Annotated in this window: 19 protein-coding genes; 11 read left to right on the forward strand and 8 right to left on the reverse strand. The window is 59.7% G+C overall.

Annotated features, from left to right (window positions below; genetic code table 11):
* Positions 1-4 precede the first annotated feature (4 nt).
* From ccoO to GRI48_RS11955, 11 genes are all read left to right on the forward strand, one after another.
* A complete protein-coding gene (ccoO, locus tag GRI48_RS11905; RefSeq protein ID WP_160676506.1) occupies positions 5-757 on the forward strand; it encodes a cytochrome-c oxidase, cbb3-type subunit II in 753 nt (250 codons plus the stop codon).
* Position 758: 1 nt separating this feature from the next.
* Positions 759-917 carry a cbb3-type cytochrome oxidase subunit 3 gene (locus tag GRI48_RS11910; RefSeq protein ID WP_160676509.1) on the forward strand — a complete coding sequence of 53 codons (159 nt, stop codon included), beginning with the start codon at positions 759-761 and terminating at the stop codon, positions 915-917.
* Entirely contained in the window at positions 907-1,830 is a 924-nt protein-coding gene (gene ccoP / locus GRI48_RS11915) for a cytochrome-c oxidase, cbb3-type subunit III (protein ID WP_160676512.1), read from the forward strand. The genes GRI48_RS11910 and ccoP overlap by 11 nt, the downstream gene beginning before the upstream one ends.
* The gene (gene ccoG, locus GRI48_RS11920; RefSeq protein WP_160676515.1) at positions 1,817-3,400 is read left to right on the forward strand and encodes a cytochrome c oxidase accessory protein CcoG; all 1,584 of its coding nucleotides are present in this window, start codon (positions 1,817-1,819) and stop codon (positions 3,398-3,400) included. The genes ccoP and ccoG overlap by 14 nt, the downstream gene beginning before the upstream one ends.
* On the forward strand, positions 3,400-3,846 hold the full coding sequence (locus tag GRI48_RS11925) for a FixH family protein (protein WP_160676518.1): 447 nt from the start codon (positions 3,400-3,402) through the stop codon (positions 3,844-3,846). Before ccoG ends, GRI48_RS11925 begins: the two co-directional genes overlap by 1 nt.
* Positions 3,843-5,975, forward strand: coding sequence for a heavy metal translocating P-type ATPase (locus tag GRI48_RS11930; RefSeq protein WP_237451935.1), 2,133 nt, complete (start codon positions 3,843-3,845; stop codon positions 5,973-5,975). Before GRI48_RS11925 ends, GRI48_RS11930 begins: the two co-directional genes overlap by 4 nt.
* A complete protein-coding gene (gene ccoS / locus GRI48_RS11935) occupies positions 5,972-6,124 on the forward strand; it encodes a cbb3-type cytochrome oxidase assembly protein CcoS (RefSeq protein ID WP_160676521.1) in 153 nt (50 codons plus the stop codon). Before GRI48_RS11930 ends, ccoS begins: the two co-directional genes overlap by 4 nt.
* A gap of 247 nt (positions 6,125-6,371) precedes the next feature.
* On the forward strand, positions 6,372-7,685 hold the full coding sequence (locus GRI48_RS11940) for a radical SAM protein (RefSeq protein WP_160676851.1): 1,314 nt from the start codon (positions 6,372-6,374) through the stop codon (positions 7,683-7,685).
* A 20-nt stretch (positions 7,686-7,705) separates the two neighbouring features.
* Positions 7,706-7,981 (forward strand): hypothetical protein, encoded by a 276-nt coding sequence (locus GRI48_RS11945; protein WP_237451936.1) that lies wholly within the window; start codon positions 7,706-7,708, stop codon positions 7,979-7,981.
* A gap of 177 nt (positions 7,982-8,158) precedes the next feature.
* Positions 8,159-8,557, forward strand: coding sequence for a DUF2946 family protein (locus GRI48_RS11950; RefSeq protein ID WP_160676524.1), 399 nt, complete (start codon positions 8,159-8,161; stop codon positions 8,555-8,557).
* 56 nt (positions 8,558-8,613) lie between these two features.
* Positions 8,614-10,749 (forward strand): TonB-dependent receptor plug domain-containing protein, encoded by a 2,136-nt coding sequence (locus GRI48_RS11955; RefSeq protein ID WP_160676527.1) that lies wholly within the window; start codon positions 8,614-8,616, stop codon positions 10,747-10,749.
* A gap of 40 nt (positions 10,750-10,789) precedes the next feature.
* Here GRI48_RS11955 and GRI48_RS11960 read toward each other — a convergent pair whose 3' ends face one another.
* The 8 genes from GRI48_RS11960 to GRI48_RS11995 all read right to left on the reverse strand — a co-directional run bounded on the left by GRI48_RS11960 (position 10,790) and on the right by GRI48_RS11995 (position 18,210).
* Positions 10,790-11,410: an SAM-dependent methyltransferase gene (locus tag GRI48_RS11960; protein WP_160676530.1), complete on the reverse strand. Its 621-nt coding sequence runs from the start codon at positions 11,408-11,410 to the stop codon at positions 10,790-10,792.
* Positions 11,403-12,755, reverse strand: coding sequence for an MBL fold metallo-hydrolase (locus tag GRI48_RS11965; RefSeq protein ID WP_160676533.1), 1,353 nt, complete (start codon positions 12,753-12,755; stop codon positions 11,403-11,405). Before GRI48_RS11965 ends, GRI48_RS11960 begins: the two co-directional genes overlap by 8 nt.
* Positions 12,756-12,832: 77 nt before the next feature.
* Positions 12,833-13,462 (reverse strand): peroxiredoxin, encoded by a 630-nt coding sequence (locus GRI48_RS11970; RefSeq protein WP_160676536.1) that lies wholly within the window; start codon positions 13,460-13,462, stop codon positions 12,833-12,835.
* 194 nt (positions 13,463-13,656) lie between these two features.
* Positions 13,657-13,779 (reverse strand): DUF2474 domain-containing protein, encoded by a 123-nt coding sequence (locus tag GRI48_RS11975; RefSeq protein WP_098109010.1) that lies wholly within the window; start codon positions 13,777-13,779, stop codon positions 13,657-13,659.
* Positions 13,779-14,786 carry a cytochrome d ubiquinol oxidase subunit II gene (gene cydB, locus GRI48_RS11980; protein WP_160676539.1) on the reverse strand — a complete coding sequence of 336 codons (1,008 nt, stop codon included), beginning with the start codon at positions 14,784-14,786 and terminating at the stop codon, positions 13,779-13,781. The genes GRI48_RS11975 and cydB overlap by 1 nt, the downstream gene beginning before the upstream one ends.
* A complete protein-coding gene (locus tag GRI48_RS11985) occupies positions 14,776-16,230 on the reverse strand; it encodes a cytochrome ubiquinol oxidase subunit I (RefSeq protein ID WP_160676542.1) in 1,455 nt (484 codons plus the stop codon). The genes cydB and GRI48_RS11985 overlap by 11 nt, the downstream gene beginning before the upstream one ends.
* Before the next feature lie 4 nt (positions 16,231-16,234).
* Positions 16,235-16,390, reverse strand: a complete 156-nt coding sequence (locus GRI48_RS14580; protein ID WP_160676545.1) for a helix-turn-helix domain-containing protein — start codon at positions 16,388-16,390, stop codon at positions 16,235-16,237.
* Positions 16,390-18,210, reverse strand: a complete 1,821-nt coding sequence (locus tag GRI48_RS11995) for a SulP family inorganic anion transporter (RefSeq protein WP_160676548.1) — start codon at positions 18,208-18,210, stop codon at positions 16,390-16,392. The genes GRI48_RS14580 and GRI48_RS11995 overlap by 1 nt, the downstream gene beginning before the upstream one ends.
* Position 18,211 lies beyond the last annotated feature (1 nt).

The raw sequence follows: 18,211 nt of genomic DNA on the forward strand, positions 1-18,211 counted from the left end.
ACTCATGGGCCTGGCCGAACGCCATAAGAAACTGGAACGCAACATCACCCTGTTGGCGGTGGGAACTTTTATTACCGTCGCCATCGGGGGGATCGTCGAAATCGCTCCTCTGTTCTGGATCGATAACACGATCGAGGAGGTCGAAGGCATGCGGCCTTACACTCCCTTAGAACAGGCAGGCCGTGACATTTACGTGCGCGAGGGATGCTATTCCTGCCATAGCCAGATGGTGCGTCCCTTCCGCGATGAGGTCGAACGTTACGGACACTACAGCCTAGCGGCCGAAAGCATGTACGATCACCCGTTCCAATGGGGTTCGAAACGTACGGGACCGGACCTCGCGCGAGTTGGCGGCCGCTATTCCGATGAATGGCACGTTCAGCACTTGCAGGATCCGCAGAGCGTGGTGCCTGAGAGCATAATGCCGCAATATGGCTTCCTGGCCGAGACCGATCTCGAAATGGGTAATCCCGGTGCTCATTTGAGTGCCCTGCGTCGGGTTGGTGTTCCATACACCGACGAAGATATCGGGCAGGCTATGGCCGATCTGATTCTGCAGGCCGATCCGGATGCGGACGGCGATGTCGAAGATTTTATCCAACGCTACCCGAAGGCGCAGGTGCGTGACTTCGACGGCGATCCCGACCGCATTACGGAAATGGATGCGCTGGTGGCTTACCTACAGATGCTGGGGACTCTTGTCGATTTCGACAGTGCCGCCGCGCAGGAAGAGCTCGCACAGGAGAAGGGCCGCTAATATGTACGATTTCCTTCGCGAGTTTTCTGTCAGTTACGGACTGGTGGCGATGATGATCGTTTTCGTCGCACTATGTCTGTGGCCGTTCCGGCCAGGTGCTCAAAAGCATAACCACAAGGCCGCACAATCGATTTTCGAGGACGAAGCCCATGGCGAATAAGGGCAACAACACCCGCGTGGACGAACCGACCGGAACCGAATTTGTCGGGCACGAGTGGGACGGCATCGAAGAACTCGACACACCCATGCCCCGCTGGTGGGTATGGACTTTCTATCTCACGATCATCTTCGCCTTGGGATACGTGATTGCCTACCCCGCATGGCCGATGTTCGAGAAAGCGACCGAAGGTGTCTTGGGGTGGTCGAGCCGGGGCCAGCTAGCGGAAGAAATCGACGCCGCTGACCAAACGCGCGTTTCGGTGCGCGAGGCGCTTGCTCGGATTCCCATCGAGCGTTTGCCCGATGATAGTGCGCTTATGCAGCAGGCAATCGCGGGAGGTGCAGCTGCGTTTCGCGTCAATTGCGTTCAATGTCACGGCTCCGGGGCAGCCGGTAGCCAGGAGCTGGGCTATCCGAATCTCAATGACGACGCCTGGCTTTGGGGCGGTGACCTTAGAGCGATCGAGTACACCCTTGTTCACGGCATTCGCCAGGCAGGCGACGATCAAACGCGTGCGAGTCAGATGCCTCCTTTCGAAGGGGCTTTCGACAGCAATCAGATGGACGCTCTCGTTTCCCATGTCCTTTCGCTCAGCGGTAATGGGCAATCGACCCCGCGTGGGGCGCAGACATTTTCCGATAACTGTGCCGCCTGTCACGGTTCCAGCGGTGAGGGCAATCGCGAGCTAGGAGCGCCGCGGCTCAACGATGCGATCTGGCTTCGCGGCAGTAGCCGGGAAGCAATCACTCGCCAGATACTGAATCCGCGCATGGGAATGATGCCGAAATGGGAGGGGCGCCTCGATCCCGTGACTATCAAGATGCTGGCCGCCTACGTTCATTCTCTCGGAGGCGGCGAAGACTTCTTGGAAGTTGCCGAGGATCCCGAGGTCGAAGTCGATGAGCAACCCTGACGGACAAAAGTCCGGCGGCGATCGCGACTGGTCTGTCGTTGTCGAAGACGGAATTGCCAAGAGCAACGAACCTGTCTCCAGCGCGGTAGCCGAACCCGCAGCGACGACCCGGCGGCACGAACCGCACGAACCGCCCCGGCAGCCTTTGCCGGAGAAGCTCTACAAACCGCGTGAGCCGGTTCACAACAAGCGCGTACGCGGGCCATTCCGCACGTTCAAATGGCTGGTGATGCTGGTAACGCTCGGCATTTATTATGTGACCCCCTGGATACGCTGGGATCGCGGCCCCTACGCGCCCGATCAGGCCGTGCTGGTCGACATGGCCAATCGTCGTTTCTACATGTTCGGTATCGAGATCTGGCCGCACGAGTTTTACTTCGTCGCCGGTCTGCTCATCATGGCGGGTATAGGTCTTTTCCTCGTGACCAGCGCAGTGGGCCGTGCGTGGTGCGGCTATGCCTGCCCGCAAACCGTGTGGACCGACCTATTCCAGCATGTAGACCGGCTGATCGACGGTGACCGAAATGCCCGCATCCGCCTTGATCGTGCCCCCTGGACATGGGGCAAGGTATTCCGACGCGGATTCAAATGGACAATATACGCGCTGATCGGGTTGGTGACGGGTGGCGCCTGGATATTGTACTTCGCTGACGCGCCTACATTGTTCCGGGATTTTTTCGCAGGCGAGGCAGCGCCAGTCGCTTACATCACCGTCGCTGTTCTTACCCTCACGACTGTGACGCTGGGCGGGTTCATGCGCGAGCAGGTCTGCATCTACATGTGCCCGTGGCCGCGCATCCAGACCGCCATGCTCGACGAGAAGTCGCTTATTGTCACCTATAAGGACTGGCGCGGCGAACCCCGCGGCAGTGTGAAGAAAGCCAAGAAAGAGCCGGAAAAATTCGGGGACTGCATAGATTGCACCCAATGCGTGCAGGTCTGCCCGACCGGCATCGATATCCGGGAAGGGCCCCAGATCGGCTGCATAACCTGCGCTCTTTGCATCGATGCATGTGACAAAGTCATGGCCGATATCGGGCGACCGCGCGGATTGATTGATTATGCGACGCTCGAAGATTGCGAGCGCGAAGCGAATGGCGCAGAGCCGCGCTCGCCCTGGCGCACGTTGTTGCGACCGCGAACCATTGCCTACTTCCTGATATGGGGCAGCATCGGCCTTGCGATGCTCTTTGCACTCGGGGTGCGCAGTCACACGGACCTGACCGTGTCCCCTGATCGCAATCCACCCTTCATGCTCATGAGCGATGGATCCGTGCGCAATTCCTTCACATTGAAACTGCGCAATATGGAAAGCCGGCCGCGTGACATGGAGATATCGATCGAAGGTCTGCCGGGTGCAGTGATGTGGTCCGATACAATCAATCGGCGCGATGCCGCAGCGACACAGGTCGTAACAGTTCCCGCGGACCAGACGCGGGCGGTTCGCGCTTACGTGATGGTACCCGAGGGCACAGAGACCCGCGATTTCACCTTCCGCATCACATCGCAGGACGAGCAAGGCGAAACGGATGCTGTCGAAACCCGCTTTTCTGCGCCCGGCGATAGCTGATGCGCCGCGAACTTACAGGCCGGCATATCGCCTTAATCTTTATCAGTGGCTTCGGCATCGTGATGGCCGTGAATTTCTATATGGCGGCCCTGGCGACAAAAGGCTTCGGCGGAGTAGTTGTCGAAAATTCCTACGTCGCGAGCCAGAAGTTCAACGGCTGGCTGGAAAAGGCCCGGGAACAAGATCAACTTGGCTGGACTGCAGAAGTTTCGCGCAGTCCCGACGGTAAACTGCAGGTGGCGGTAGCCGATGCCCCAGCCGACCTAAAAGTGTCGGCACAATTGAGGAGGCCGCTCGGCCGTCCGGAAGCGACCGATCTGGTCTTGCGTTCTCTGGACGGCAGTACATTCACCTCCGACGTGCCAATTCCTTCGGGCCGCTGGATCGCGCGGGTGTCCATGCGTTCTGCCAACGATCGCTGGACAAGGGAATCGAGGCTCGATTGAATGCGCCCGCCGCCATCGACGTCGCCGCGCATGGGCAGTTGACCGATACCCGGCTGACGGTTCCCGGCATGCGCTGTGCCGGCTGCATTGCGAAGATCGAGCGGGGTCTCGACGAGGTGGATGGTATCGCCTCGGCTCGCGTCAACTTTTCTGCCAAGCGCGTGGCGGTCCGGCATGACAGGGGCATTTCCGAACAAGAACTCGTCGTTCGGCTGCAAAAGCTCGGTTTCGAAGCCCAGGCGATAGCCTCCAATCCGCTGGCGAGAGACGACCGAGAAACGCAAACCCTGTTGCGGGCCCTTGCGGTGGCGGGCTTCGGCATGATGAACATCATGTTGCTATCGGTGAGTGTCTGGTCGGGGGCTGGAGGCGTTACGCGTGAACTGTTCCACTGGCTTTCGGCTCTGATCGCGATACCGGTGGTGGCCTATTCGGGGCGCCCGTTCTTTTCGTCTGCAGCGATGGCATTGCGCTATCGCCGCACGAATATGGATGTGCCGATATCCATCGGTGTGGTGCTCGCAACGGGTCTAAGCCTTTACGAAACGTTGATGGGCGGGGAACACGCCTATTTCGACAGTGCGGTGATGTTGCTGTTCTTCCTGCTCGCGGGCCGGGCGCTTGATGCCACGATGCGTAACAAGACCCGCTCGGGGATTGGTGCGCTGTTAAGCCGGATGGGACGCAGCGCAGGAGTCGTCCAGCCTGACGGGACTATCGTCCGTATGGACGCTGACGAACTGAAGCCTGGCATGTTGATGCTGCTGGCGGCAGGCGAAGCTCTCCCCGCTGACGGCGTGGTCGAAAAGGGGACCGCATCCATCGACAATTCGATGCTGACCGGCGAAAGTGCACCGGAAGCGGTCGGGCATGGAGCACTTGTGCATGCCGGGGCGATCAATCTGCTTCACCCGATACATGTTCGGGTGACCGCGACCGGAAGCGACACCGCAATCGCTGAAATCGCCCGCCTGATGGACGAAGCGGGGCAATCGCGCAGCCGACATGTTCGTATTGCCGATCGCGCTTCGCGTCTTTACGCGCCAGCCGTCCATTCGCTTGCGCTCCTAGCCTTTGTCGGCTGGATGTTAGCTGGTGCTGGTTGGCACCAATCGCTCGTCATCGCCATTGCGGTGCTGATAATTACCTGTCCGTGCGCGATGGGCCTGGCGGTACCAGCGGCCCAGATCGTTGCCTCCGGGGCGTTGATCCGCAAAGGCTTGCTGGTGAAGGACGGAAGCGCACTGGAGCGCCTGGCAGAAGTCGATGCTGTCATCTTTGACAAAACCGGCACGCTTACGCTGGGCGACATGCGCGCTGACGTTGCCGCGCTTGATAGCGAGCAACAGTCCATCGCTCTAGCTCTCGCTCAAGCCAGTCTCCATCCTGTCAGCGTGGGCCTTGCGAAAACGCTCAGCGAACGCGGTCAAGGGCCCGCGGACGTCGTCCATATCGAGGAAGTTTCCGGTCAGGGGATCAAGGGTTCCTTTGCGGGACGAAGCGTGGCCTTGCGAAGGCCTTGGCAAAGATCCGGCACCACTAGCGTAGATCTGCAGATCGGCGAGGAAACGACGTCGATTGATTTCGCCGATGAATTGCGCCCCGATGCGGGCAAAACCGTGACCCGCTTGCAGGCCATGGGACTAAGCGCAACTATCTTGTCTGGCGATGCGGAACAAGCCGTCAGCGACGTGGCCTTGGAACTGGGTATCTCTGGACGGGGCGGAGTGGATCCCGCAGGAAAACTTCGCGCGCTTGATGCGATGAAGGCCGAGGGCCGGCGGCCGCTCATGGTTGGCGACGGGCTGAACGATGGTCCGGCCCTTGCCGCAGCCCATGCCAGCATCGCACCAGGCACGGCCAGCGATGCCAGTCAACAGGCGGCGGATGCGGTTTTTATCGGGGAGCGACTGACGCCTGTGGCACTCGCAGTCCAGGTTGCTCGCCGCACGATGGCGATCGTCCGTCAAAATTTCGGTTTCGCAATCGGATACAATATTCTCGCCGTGCCACTGGCGCTGGCGGGGTTCGTTACGCCCCTGATTGCTGCGATAGCGATGTCGTTGAGCTCGCTCGTTGTCGTTGGTAACTCGCTGCGTCTCGCCAGGGCAGCGGAAGGTGACGTATGAGCGTCTTGTTATATCTTATTCCCATCGCGCTGGGCATGGGCGGGATCGGGCTTGCCGTCTTCTTCTGGGCGATGCGCGACGGTCAGTTCGAAGATCTCGACGGCGCAGCGAACCGCATCCTTATTGATGACGAGGATGACGCTTCGTGAGTACTTTTTATTCGGCAATGATCGCCTTGCTGCCAGCGCTCGTGGGCCCGCTTCCCGATGCCGCGGACCAATTGACGCTATCCGTCTGCGGAAGCGAAGCACTGGTAACGATAGATCTTGGTCGGGAGGCCCCCGAACCCGCACAGGGTCCTTCATGTCATGGGAAAGCGTGCCATGCAGGCTGCAGCCGCAAGAAATTTGATCCAGCGCAATGACCGCGAACATTCTCCTGCATAAACCGAGCCGCATGTGGACGTATTATCCTGACTTGCTCGCCACGCCGGTGCCGCGATACACCAGCTTCCCCACCGCAGCCGACTTCGGGGAAATGCCTTCCGACGACTATCGGCGGGCACTTTCGAATGTCTCCGGCGCTGTCTCGCTCTACCTGCACATCCCATTCTGCGAGAAAATCTGCTACTATTGCGGGTGCAACACCGGGGCTGCGGGCCGGCGGTACAGGTTGGAATCCTATCTCGACGCCCTGCATCGTGAAATCGAGAGCGTGGCCGCCTTGTTGCCTGCTGGAACCGAAATCAGTCGGGTTTCCCTCGGCGGAGGCAGTCCAAATGCCATCGCGCCGACGGATTTCGTGCGATTGGTCGATGCCCTGACAATCCAATTCGGTCTGACCGACCCGGTCTATTCCATCGAACTGGATCCGCGGACCATGACCCGTGACTGGGCCGAAGCATTGCGCCTGGTTGGTGTGGATCGCGCGAGTCTGGGCGTGCAGACCTTCGCTAGGCACTGCCAAGAGCGTATCGGGCGCGTCCAGTCGGAAGATATGATCCTGCAGACCACCGACTGGTTGCGCGAGGCCGGTGTGACCTCGCTCAACTACGACCTGATGTATGGTCTTCCTGGGCAAACCCGCGACGATTTGCATGACAGCCTGAGCCGTACCCGTGTCCTAGGTGCAGACCGGATCGCTCTTTTTGGCTACGCCCATGTCCCGCATATCGTGCCACGGCAACGCGCCATCGACGCGACCGGCCTGCCTGATCAGGTAGAGCGCTTCGCAATGGCGGCTGAAGGATACGCCTATCTTGTGACGCACGGATACACGCCCGTCGGCTTCGATCATTTCGCAATACCCGGAAAGGATGCCCTCGCGAGTGCGGCCCTGTCAGGTCAATTGAAACGAAATTTTCAAGGTTTCACCGATGATCAAGCGCCTAATCTGATTGGTCTGGGGGCGTCGGCCATCAGCGCGTTTCCGCATCTGATCGTCCAGAACGAGAAGAACAGCGGTCGTTACAGAATGCGCGCAAGCGCGGGCAACCTCGCGACCGAGCGCGGTCTTTTCCGCTCCGTTGATGATCGTCTTCGTGGAGAAATCATCGAGGCGTTGCTTTGCCGTGGAGAAGCCAAAGTCGAGCCTCGTCTGCTCGCCGAAGCGCAACCTCATCTTGAACGGTTCGTCGATCGGGGCCTCGCTGCGGTTTGTGGAAGCAGTCTTCAAATTTGCCCGGACGGCCTGCCTTATGCCCGGACAATAGCTTCTCTATTCGATCCATATCGCCGACAATCATCGCGCCGCTTCAGCTCTGCGGTCTAATCCTACAGGAAGTATCGTCTATGCCGCTCTGGTTCTTTCCCGCGCTCATGGGACTTCTGGCCACCATAAGTCTCGTCGCCGGTATATGGCTTCTGCTTCATCTCCGCGATGTTGCTGCCGTTTTCGCGGGCCGCGAAGATGGTGAGTTCGTTCGCGGGCCGGGACGGCGGCGGGCCTCGAAATCGCGAGTCTGGTTCGCAATTATCGTTTTCAATGCCGGATGGATCGCTTGTCTGCTTATCTGGATATTCGTGATCGGGGGCGATGCGAACGCGATGACCGATGCGGCCTCCTAGAAGTGATAATGTCGGATGGTCGTAACCTGCTGTGCTTGAGCTGTGACCTGCTCGTACCAGTCAAATTTTTCCAAGTGGCGATCTGTTGATTTGCAACCCAGACACTTGAGGCACTGATCGCGAGTAACTAGGCGCTGAGAAATGCCAACCGCGAGAAACCCGATGAAGCGAGCTGTCGTGCTTGCCATTCTCGCACTGATATTGCTGGCGTCCAACGTGTTACCCACAGGCTGGATGCCAGACCGCGAACCCGACGGCACGTTTGTCGTCCGCATCTGTTCGCAAGGATTGACCGAAGCACAGCGAACAAGGTTCGAAGCGATCGTTCAAGCTCGGGTCGACCATGCTATGCATGGTGCCGATCAGCATTCCGGCGACGACCACCAAGCGGCCAGCGATCCGTGCCCTTACGGCGTGGTGGCGAACGCCTTCGCGGTTCCGCCCGTTTCTCCGCCGATGGTAGAACCAGTCGAAGGCATCGAAGCGGACTTGCCTCTCCTTACTTCGAATGTCGGCATAGGGATGGGTCTGGCGGCACCGCCACCTCCATCAACAGGTCCGCCGATTATTTCCTGAACGCGCTCTGCGACCAGCGGAGTTGATCACACCTTTCCGTATTCAGGATATGACCAATGAAATTTCCCCTTCGTGGGGCGCTTTCGAGCGCCTCGGCTCTTTCGCTTGTGGCGGCACCAAATGCCGTGATGGCCCAGCAGACCAATGCGCCAGAAGACGATCGTTCCAATGCCAACGAATTGCTTACTGATACGATTATTGTAACGGCGGCAAAGACTGACCCGCTCCAAGCGGATAACCAATCCCCTCCAGAGCAGATTGCAATTCCAGCCGATGCAGCGGGAATTGCCGCGCGCACGCCCGGGGGTGCACTGGTTCAGAACGGCGCTCTTTCGGGGCAGCTTTCCTATCGCGGTCTATTTGGAGAACGCGTTCTCGGCCGTATCAATGGCCAGAGGTTTGTATCCGGCGGGCCGAACGCCATGGATCCGCCGCTGCATTACGCGCCTTCCATCCTTATCGACCGTATCGAAATTACGCGCGGCACGGCGCCCGTATCGCAGGGACCGGGCCTGTCCGCCGCGGTTAATGCGCAGCTTGTCGGGACGCGCTTCTCCGACATCGGTGAGCTCACCGCGAGCGCCTACGCAGCGGGGCAATATCGAAGTGTCGACAATAGCTACGCGAGTGGAGGGCAAATCGGTATTGCGACGCTCCGGTGGCGACTAGGCGTCATCGGTAGCCGCGAGGAAGGTGACGATTACGATTACGCTGGTGGCACGGCCGTGGGCACATCCTTCGAGCGACAGCTTTACGGTGTCGAAGGAGGCTTTCGTGCTGGTGAAGGCGAATTCTTCGTCGAATACCGGCGCAGCGAAACCGACCCGACCGGCAATCCGCCTTTCGCCTTGGATATCGTGTATTTCGATACCGACTTCCTTCAGGCCGGCTACCGGGGGCAGCTTACCGATGACCTCCATCTCGATCTGCTGATGGGCCATGTTGCGGTCCGTCACCTGATGGACAACCAGACGACCAGGCAGCCTGCAGCTCCAGCCATACGGGCACGTGCAACCTTTGCGGATGCCGACACCAACACCGGCGAAATTGCACTGCGCCTCGGCTCGGATACGCGCAACGTAACCGTCGGCGGCGACGTCGAGATGGTCGACAAGGACGTGACGATCACCAACCCGACCAATGCCGCCTTTTTTCTGGACGCCCAACCGAACTTGTCTTCGGAACGTATCGGCGGCTTCGTTCAGTGGCGTGGCGGCATCGGAGCTGCTGAGTTCGAACTTGGCGCGCGTCTCGATCATACTAGCCAGACCGCGGGCGTCCCCCAGCTCGGAACAGCCGTTCCGATGGGGCCGCGTATGCTCGCAGCAGCATTCGCTGCATCCGGACGCGAGCAAAGCGATATGACGGTGGATGTGGTTGCACGGGCGTGGGTCCCAATGGGTGTATTGGTCCCGCGCGTGACACTATCGCGCAAGACTCGTGTTCCAAGCCTCCTGGAACGTTTTGCATGGTTACCGACGGAAGCGAGTTACGGCCTTGCGGACGGGAATATCTATGTGGGCAATCAGACTCTCGAGCCAGAGGTAGCCTATACCTTGGAAGCCGGCGCCGATTTTAACGGTGAGGTATTCACGTTCCGCCCGACCGCCTACTATCGCCGGGTCGACGATTTCATCCAGGGCACACCCTTCGATGCAACCGTTGGCGTGCTGGATACGCCGGTTGAAATGGTTGCGAATATGAACGGTGATCCGACGCCGTTGACGTTCCGCAATGTCGACGCCGAATTTTACGGCGTGGATCTGGATTTTACCGTCCGACCGACAGCGCGCATCCTGATCGATGGCACGATGAATTACGTGCGAGGCAAGAGGAGAGATATCGACGATGATCTCTACCGCGTTCCTCCTCTGAATGGGCGTATCTCGATTGCCTATGAGGGCGATCGATTCGCCATTGGCGGCGAGCTGACAGGTGCAGCCGATCAGAATGCCGTATCGGTCAGCAACGACGAGGATACCAGCGAGGGCTATGCAATTGCGGGATTGTTTGCGCAGTTCAGACTGAGCGATGAAGTGAAGCTCGAAGCTGGTGTCGAGAACATTTTCGACACTTTCTACCAGCCGCATCTTGCAGGCAGGAATCGTGTGCAGGCATCTGACGTGCCGCTGGGCGAACGACTGCCAGGCTACGGTCGGGGTGTCTGGATCCGCGCGAGCGCAAACTTCTGATTGTGATGCCAGCCGGGGCCGGAGCTCCGGCTGGCATTCTTCAACCGCGCTTGCGGGCTATCAGGTCGATCAACGCCGACTTGCCCGAATGGCCGATACCCTCCTCGATCTCGGTATCGTAGGCATCGAGCAATTCTATCTCCCACGTCGAGAAGGCGCGGCGCAAACCGTCCTCCGTATAGAGATTTTCGATATTGGGCGGACCGCCTGTCCCGTAGGCCAGCTGTTCTTCGCGATAGCCTTCGAGCAATAGCAGACCACCCGGCTTCAGCGAGCGATGGATACCATCGAAGATGTCCTCACGCAGTTCGGGACCGGCAAACTGGATGAAGATGCCGACCACCGCATCCAAAGCTTCCGCCGGCCATTCCCATTCGGCCAGATTTGCCTGCCGATATTCGACGTCGACCGCTCGCCGCTCTGCGAAAGCTCGCGCCTTATCGAGTGCCCTTTCCGAAATGTCGGTAGCGACGACGCGATGGCCATGCTGGGCCAGGAATACGCTGTTTCGCCCCTCGCCATCGGCGACCGCCAGGACTTTCGATCCCGGGGTCAGGCAATGCACCTCGCGCGCGAGGAATGCGTTCGGTGCAGTCCCGAACAGATATTCGCCCGTCGCATAGCGCTCATCCCAGAAGGCCGCTTGATCCGGTTCAGTCATGGTCCGCCTTCCAAGCGCCCATCGAGCCTAGATAGACATCCAGCTTTTCGAAGCCGCGGCTCGCAAGCCAGCCGACAGCGACCGTGGCCCGCATTCCGCTGGCGCACATTAACGTGTAGTGCTGCGCCGGATCGAGGTCGTGATAACGGTCATTCAGTTCGCCTACGTAGATATGCTCGGAACCCTCGATCGCGTTTTGCGCGCGTTCGTCCGCATCCCTCACATCGAGCAGCGTCCAGCCATCTTTGCCGGCTTCCAGACGACGCTCGACTTCCTCGGTTCCAATCATCGGGATAGTCCGCATAGACTTGCCTTGCGCAGCTGCAGGCACGACACCGACATAACCGCCTTTGATATTGTCGAGTGCGATCCGCACGAGATGCGTCATGGCAGCTTCGAGCTGGTCTTCATCGGAAGCGATAAGAGCGACCCTCTCGCCCTCGCGAATGAACCATCCCGCGAATGCCGAGATCATGCCAACTGGTAGGTTCATGGAACCGGGAAGATGCCCTGACGCAAAGGCAAGGGGCTCGCGCACATCCACCAGGTGGTCGACGTCGGTGTCGCCCAACTCGGGCAGCGACAGCCGCTTGGGTCGCATCACACGAGGCGCAGCTTCGCCGCCTTCGAGATTGAGGCGCTCCATCAGCCGGAAATAGGGCGGCTGGTAATGGTTTTCCTCCACCTTGAAGTTGATGAAGGCATCGCGACTTTCGAATTGAAGGCGTGGATTGTTCGCGCGTTCGTGGCCGAGGGTCGAGAACTCGCGTTCCGCCATTCCCGATCCGCACACAGACCCCGCGCCATGTGCCGGATAGAGGATGACCTGATCCCCGAGTGCCAATATCTTCTGCAGGGAATCGTATAGAAGGCCTGCGACCTCGCGCTTTCGTTCGGGATAAAAGTCCGTGCGGCCGACGTCGCCGACGAACAGAGCGTCTCCCGTAAACACCCCGACTGGCCCATCGGGATAGCCAGTGTCGTGGAGAACGAAAGCAAGATGATCGTCCGTGTGCCCGGGCGTTTCGAGCACTCGGATTTTGAGCTGGCCTATCTCGAATTCGTCGCCCTCGCGCGCCGTTTCTGCATATTCGACTGTGCCTGCAGGATTTGGACCGTGCAGGACGCGCGCGCCGGTCAATTCTCTCAGGATGGGAGCCCCGGACACTAGATCCTCGTTGCGATGGGTTTCGAAGATATGGGTGATCTCCAGACCCTCGGCGCGTGCCATTTCGACATAGCACTCGCAGTCGCGGCGCGGATCGATGACGGCCGCCTTGCCGCCCGAACCAATCAGGTAGGAAAGGTGGGACAGGCCGGGTGTCTTTATTTTTTCGAGCAGCATGATGCCTCCTTCATAAGGAAAAAGCGGGACCGGCGCGAACCGATCCCGCTTTCAAAAGATTCGATGAGGTCGGACGCTCAATCGATTTTCACTGTGCGCAGGTAGGGACGAAGCGTGGTGAAACCCTGCGGGAAACGCGCTTTTGCATCCTCGTCGGAAACCGACGGTGGAATGATCGCATCCTTGCCTTCGCGCCAATCAGCGGGCGTTGCCACGCCATGCTTGTCGCTGAACTGGAGCGCATTGATCGCGCGCAGGATCTCGTCGAAGTTTCGTCCCACGCTCATGGGATACGTCATGGTGAGCCGGATCTTCTTGTCCGGATCGATGATGAATACCGACCGCACAGCCGCCGTCTCGCTCTGATCCGGATGGATCATGTCATAAAGCTTCGCGATCTTGAGATCGGCATCAGCGACGATCGGGAATACGAGGTTGGTGTTCTGGGTGTCGTTGACGTCTTCGATCCACTTAACGTGTTCTTCGGCAGTGTCGGTCGAGAGGCCAAGTGGCTTCACATTGCGCTTGTCGAACTCGCTGGCGAGCTGCGCGGTGCGGCCCATCTCTGTAGTGCAGACGGGAGTGAAGTCGGCCGGGTGGCTGAAGAAGAACACCCAGCTATCGCCAGCCCAGTCGTGCAGGCTGATCTCGCCATTCTGGGTGTCGACGGTGAAGTCGGGGGCGGTGTCACCGATGTGAAGGCTCATTTCGATTTCCTTGTTTCGTGTCGATGCACCCTTTGTAAAGAGACCCAGACACGCTGCCCAATTCAAATTATCGATTGCAATAAGTGATAAACCAACTGGCAGGACCGAAAGGCTGAAAAGGCACTTTTTCCGTTTGATGGTGCCTCTATCACTTAACTATTGCATATAACTTTCTTGAGCACCGATGACGTCAGTTACGCTTTCAGCCAGAACCTGATGATCGAGGCTACGAGACCCAGCACGGTTATGCTCGCAAGCCAGATCACGAACATCCAACCGAGCCGCTGCCAAAGCGGGCGATCCTGCGGCTCGTCCATCAGTGATATCCCTCGTCCGCCACCTTGCCGCGGAACACCCAGTAGGCCCAGGCGGTGTAGGCGATGATGAGCGGCATGGTGATCGCGACGCCAACCAGCATGAAGATCTGGCTGCGTTCGGGTGCGGCGGCGTCCCAAATCGTGAGGCCCGGCGGAACGACATAGGGCCACATGGTGACGCCGAGGCCGGCCATGCCAAAGAAAAACAGCGCAAGGCTCAGCCAGAACGGCTTGCTGTGCCGGTCGACCGAAAGAGCTCTCAGCAGCATCACGGCAATCACCAACGTGAGGATCGGGACCGGCGCGGCGAAGTAGATCTCCGGCGCAGTCAACCAGCGCTCGGCATATTCGGCGTTCAGGAACACATTGTAGAGGCTAACGCCTCCCATCAGCACCAGCGTTGCCCATGCCGCCCGCTTGCCCAGCTTTCGGGCGTGATGCTGACTCTCCCCGTCCAGCTTCCACACCAACCAGGTCGCGCCAAGCAGAGCGTAGCCGGCAACCGTCCCCAGGCCGGTCAGTAGTGTGTAGGGCGTGAGCCAGTCGAACCAGCTGCCCGCATAGGATCGATCTACGACTTCGATGCCTTGAAGAAGTGCACCCAGCGTCATGCCCTGCGCCATCGCCGCGACCAGCGAGCCGCCGGTGAAAGCCGCGTCCCAGTATCGACGATGCCCCGGATCGCGCCAGCGATACTCGAACGCGACCCCCCGAAACACCAGCCCCAGCAGCATGGCGATGATGAGCGGGTAGGTAGCGGGCAGGATGACCGCATAGGCGAGCGGGAAGGCTGCGAACAACCCTCCGCCGCCCAGCACGAGCCAAGTCTCGTTTCCATCCCATACCGGCGCAATGGAGTTCATCGCCCGGTCGCGTTCGGGGCCGACCTCAAAGGTGGGAAACAGGATCCCAATACCAAGGTCGAACCCGTCCATGACGACATAGGCGAATACAGCGAAGGCAATGATAAATGCCCAGATCGTCGTCAAGTCCACGTTAACGTCCATCGGTCGCCTCCTCGTGATTACTCGGCAGTGGGTCGGGATCGCCCGGGTTCTGTGACGGGCCGGGCGTGATGCCCGCGGTCCGGATCGGTCCGGTGTCCCCGCGCTTGACGCCGTATTCGCCTGCGTGCGGCGGTTTGTGCATCAGGTGCAGGATATACCAGACGCCCGCGCCGAAGACTGCAAAGTAGACCACCACGAAAGCAAGCAATGACGCGGCGACAGCAGGAGCATCCAGCGGACTCGCAGCATCTGCCGTGCGCAGGAGATTGTAGATCACATACGGTTGCCGGCCGACCTCCGTCGTGATCCAGCCGGCGATGACCGCAACGAAACCGCTGGGAGCCATGACCAAGGCTGCGCGATGGAGCATTGGCCATTCGTAGAGTTTCTTGCGGAAGCGAGCGACCAAGCTCCATGCTCCGATACCAAGCATGGCAAAGCCGATCCCGACCATTATCCGGAATGACCAGAAGACGATGCCGACCGGCGGTTCCTCGTCGTCCGGGATCGTGTCCAGACCGGCGAGCGGCGCATTCAGATCATGTTTCAGGATCAGCGACGATGCCTTGGGAATCTCGATCGCGTAGTCGACACGCTTCTCCTCGCTGTTCGGAATGCCGAACAGGATCAGCGGCGCACCATCCGGATGGCTCTCGAAGTGGCCTTCCATCGCCATGACCTTCTGTGGCTGGTGTTCGAGCGTGTTCAGTCCGTGCAAGTCACCTGCAAAGATCTGGATCGGCGCAACGATGGCCGCCATCCACATCGCCATCGAGAACATCTTGCGAGCGTGGAGGTTGGCTTTGTCCTTCAACAGATGCCATGCGCCAACCCCGCCGACCACGAAGGCCGTAGTGAGGTAGGCCGCGATGACCGTGTGAACCAAACGATAGGGGAAGCTCGGGTTGAAGACGATGTCCCACCAGCTTTCGCCAGGCAGGTATTGTCCGTTCGCCCCGATTTCATAACCCACGGGGGTTTGCATCCAGCTGTTCACCGAGAGGATCCAGAAGGCGCTGATGAAGGTGCCGATTGCCACCATGAGAGTGGCTGCGAAGTGCAACTTCTTGCCGACTTTGTTCATGCCGAAGAGCATGACGCCGAGGAACCCGGCCTCGAGGAAGAACGCGGTCAGCACCTCGTAGGCCATCAGCGGGCCGATAACCGGCCCCGCAATATCGGAGAAGACCGACCAATTCGTGCCGAACTGGTAGGACATCACGATGCCCGAAACGACGCCCATCGCGAAGGCAATGGCGAAGATCTTCAGCCAGTATTTGAACAGGTCGAGATAGATCGGTTTCCCGGTCTTAAGCCAGAGCCCTTCGAGCACTGCAAGATAGCTTGCGAGGCCGATGGAGAAGGCCGGAAAGATGAAGTGAAAGCTCACCGTGAAGGCGAACTGGATGCGGGCAAGCAGAAGGGCGTCTAGCTGTTCGAACATGTCTTTATCCGTGTTGCTTTTCGGCGCGTGCCTTGCGCCAGCGGTAAAAAGTCTTTTCGGAAATCCCGATCTCGCGGCAACTCTCGCAAACACCCTTTCCGGATGCGATCAGAGCTTCGATCTTGCGGCAGCGGGTGTCCTTGTCATGAATGGCAGGCATCAGATCATGCCCCTCGCAGCATCGGGGATTGGTTCAGCTGGTGGTCCGCCGTTTGTCGCCAATTCCCGGAACGCGCGGTTCTGCGACATGAAGACCTGCCCGTTCAGCTCGTCCACAAAATGGGTTCGCTTCAGGCGGTCCATGACCGGACCTTTCACTTCGGAAAGGTGAAGGCCGATCCCCGCGTCGATCAAGCGGTGATTGATCGCTTCGAGGCTTTCGAGGCCGGAGGCGTCGATTTCGTTAACCGCACTACACATCAGGATCACGTGACGCACATCGGGGCGGTCGGCGATCTCCTCGAGCACATATTCCTCGAGCCACCGCGCATTGAGATAGGTCAGGCTTTCGTCGATCCGGATCGAAAGAACGTGCGGGACGGTGAAGACCCGGTGGCGGTCGACATTGCGGAAGTGCTCGGTCTCGGGGACACGGCCTACGATGGCGGCATGCGGTCTGCTCGCCCGCCATAAGTAGAGGAGCAAGCCGACGCCGACCCCTGCGATCACACCCAGTTCGACGCCCGCAAGAAGGGTAATGGCGATCGTCGCCATGTGGGCGGCGAAGTCGGCCTTGGAATAATTCCACAGCTGCCCTGGCGTCTTGAGATCGACGAGGCTCAGGACCGCGACGATGATCGTGGCCGCCAGCGTTGCGATGGGCAGGCTGTAGAGCAGCGGCGTCAGGAACAGGCCCGCCAGCGCTATGCCGACGGCGGTGTAGGCCCCTGCCGCAGGCGTTTCCGCCCCGGCGTCAAAGTTGACAACCGAGCGGGCAAATCCACCAGTGACGGGGTAGCCCCCCGAAAAGGCACTGGCGATGTTCGAAGCACCCAGACCGATAAGCTCCTGGTTAGGTGCGATCCTCTGCCTGCGCTTGGCAGCCAGTGTCTGCGCGACCGATACGCTCTCGACGAAGCCGATGATCGAGATGAGCAGGGCCGGAACCCACAACTGCCCGATTAAGCCGAGATCGGTGGATGGCAGGGCGAAAGGCGGCAGGCCCTGCGGGATAGCGCCGACGAGATTGACGCCGCGATCCTCGAGATCGAGACCGACGGCGGCGAGGATCGTAGCGACCACGGCAATTACCGGCCCTGCCTTGGCCGCGATGTCGGCGGCGCGCGGAGTAAGGCCCAGCTTCACCAGTGATGGTTTCAAGCCCTTGCGAACCCAGAAAAGGAACAACGTGGCCGGAATGCCAACGGCGAGGGTCCACGGGTTGATCGCGTCAATCGCGGCGGCAAGCCCGCCGAGCATTTCGGGCCAGTTGTCGCCGCCCGCCGAAACGCCGAGGATGTGCTTCACCTGGCTCGTCGCTATCAGGATGCCGCTGGCAGTGATGAACCCGCTAATGACCGGATGTGACAGGAGGTTGGCGAGAAAGCCCATTCGCAGGAATCCGAGCACGGCCAGCATCACACCGGACAAGGCGGCGAGGGTGATTGCCGCCTCAAGATAAAGTTCAGTCCCCTGCGCCGCGACGGCTCCGGCAGCGCTCGCCGTCATCAAGGACACGACCGCCACCGGCCCCACGGCAAGCGTGCGGCTGGTGCCGAAGATCGCGTAGGCGACCAGCGGCAGGATCGATGCGTAAAGGCCCACGACAGGTGGCAGGCCGGCAAGCAGCGCATAGGCGAGGCTCTGCGGGATCAGCATGATCGTCACGATGATCGCCGCGACGAGATCGTTCGTCAGGACCGATCCGTTGTATGTCCGGCCCCACTCGAGGATCGGGAGATATTGCGCCAGCAGCCCGGGCTTGTGCCTTCGCGGCAAGCCGGACGGCTGCCCAGCTGACCCTGGGTTGCTGTCGCTCATG

Origin of the sequence: Qipengyuania oceanensis (assembly GCF_009827535.1) — a bacterium.
Taxonomy (GTDB): domain Bacteria; phylum Pseudomonadota; class Alphaproteobacteria; order Sphingomonadales; family Sphingomonadaceae; genus Qipengyuania_C; species Qipengyuania_C oceanensis.

Bases quoted from the DNA above. Each gene is read 5' to 3' on its own strand.
- GRI48_RS11940 (WP_160676851.1), top strand. From the start codon at position 6,372: ATGTGGACGTATTATCCTGACTTGCTCGCCACGCCGGTGCCGCGATAC.
- GRI48_RS11925 (WP_160676518.1), top strand. From the start codon at position 3,400: ATGCGCCGCGAACTTACAGGCCGGCATATCGCCTTAATCTTTATCAGT.
- GRI48_RS14580 (WP_160676545.1), bottom strand. From the start codon at position 16,390: ATGCCTGCCATTCATGACAAGGACACCCGCTGCCGCAAGATCGAAGCT.
- GRI48_RS11955 (WP_160676527.1), top strand. From the start codon at position 8,614: ATGAAATTTCCCCTTCGTGGGGCGCTTTCGAGCGCCTCGGCTCTTTCG.
- ccoO (WP_160676506.1), top strand. From the start codon at position 5: ATGGGCCTGGCCGAACGCCATAAGAAACTGGAACGCAACATCACCCTG.
- GRI48_RS11960 (WP_160676530.1), bottom strand. From the start codon at position 11,410: ATGACTGAACCGGATCAAGCGGCCTTCTGGGATGAGCGCTATGCGACG.
- GRI48_RS11985 (WP_160676542.1), bottom strand. From the start codon at position 16,230: ATGTTCGAACAGCTAGACGCCCTTCTGCTTGCCCGCATCCAGTTCGCC.
- GRI48_RS11965 (WP_160676533.1), bottom strand. From the start codon at position 12,755: ATGCTGCTCGAAAAAATAAAGACACCCGGCCTGTCCCACCTTTCCTAC.
- ccoG (WP_160676515.1), top strand. From the start codon at position 1,817: ATGAGCAACCCTGACGGACAAAAGTCCGGCGGCGATCGCGACTGGTCT.
- GRI48_RS11970 (WP_160676536.1), bottom strand. From the start codon at position 13,462: ATGAGCCTTCACATCGGTGACACCGCCCCCGACTTCACCGTCGACACC.
- ccoS (WP_160676521.1), top strand. From the start codon at position 5,972: ATGAGCGTCTTGTTATATCTTATTCCCATCGCGCTGGGCATGGGCGGG.
- GRI48_RS11995 (WP_160676548.1), bottom strand. From the start codon at position 18,210: ATGAGCGACAGCAACCCAGGGTCAGCTGGGCAGCCGTCCGGCTTGCCG.
- GRI48_RS11975 (WP_098109010.1), bottom strand. From the start codon at position 13,779: ATGGACGAGCCGCAGGATCGCCCGCTTTGGCAGCGGCTCGGTTGGATG.
- GRI48_RS11945 (WP_237451936.1), top strand. From the start codon at position 7,706: ATGCCGCTCTGGTTCTTTCCCGCGCTCATGGGACTTCTGGCCACCATA.
- ccoP (WP_160676512.1), top strand. From the start codon at position 907: ATGGCGAATAAGGGCAACAACACCCGCGTGGACGAACCGACCGGAACC.
- cydB (WP_160676539.1), bottom strand. From the start codon at position 14,786: ATGGACGTTAACGTGGACTTGACGACGATCTGGGCATTTATCATTGCC.
- GRI48_RS11910 (WP_160676509.1), top strand. From the start codon at position 759: ATGTACGATTTCCTTCGCGAGTTTTCTGTCAGTTACGGACTGGTGGCG.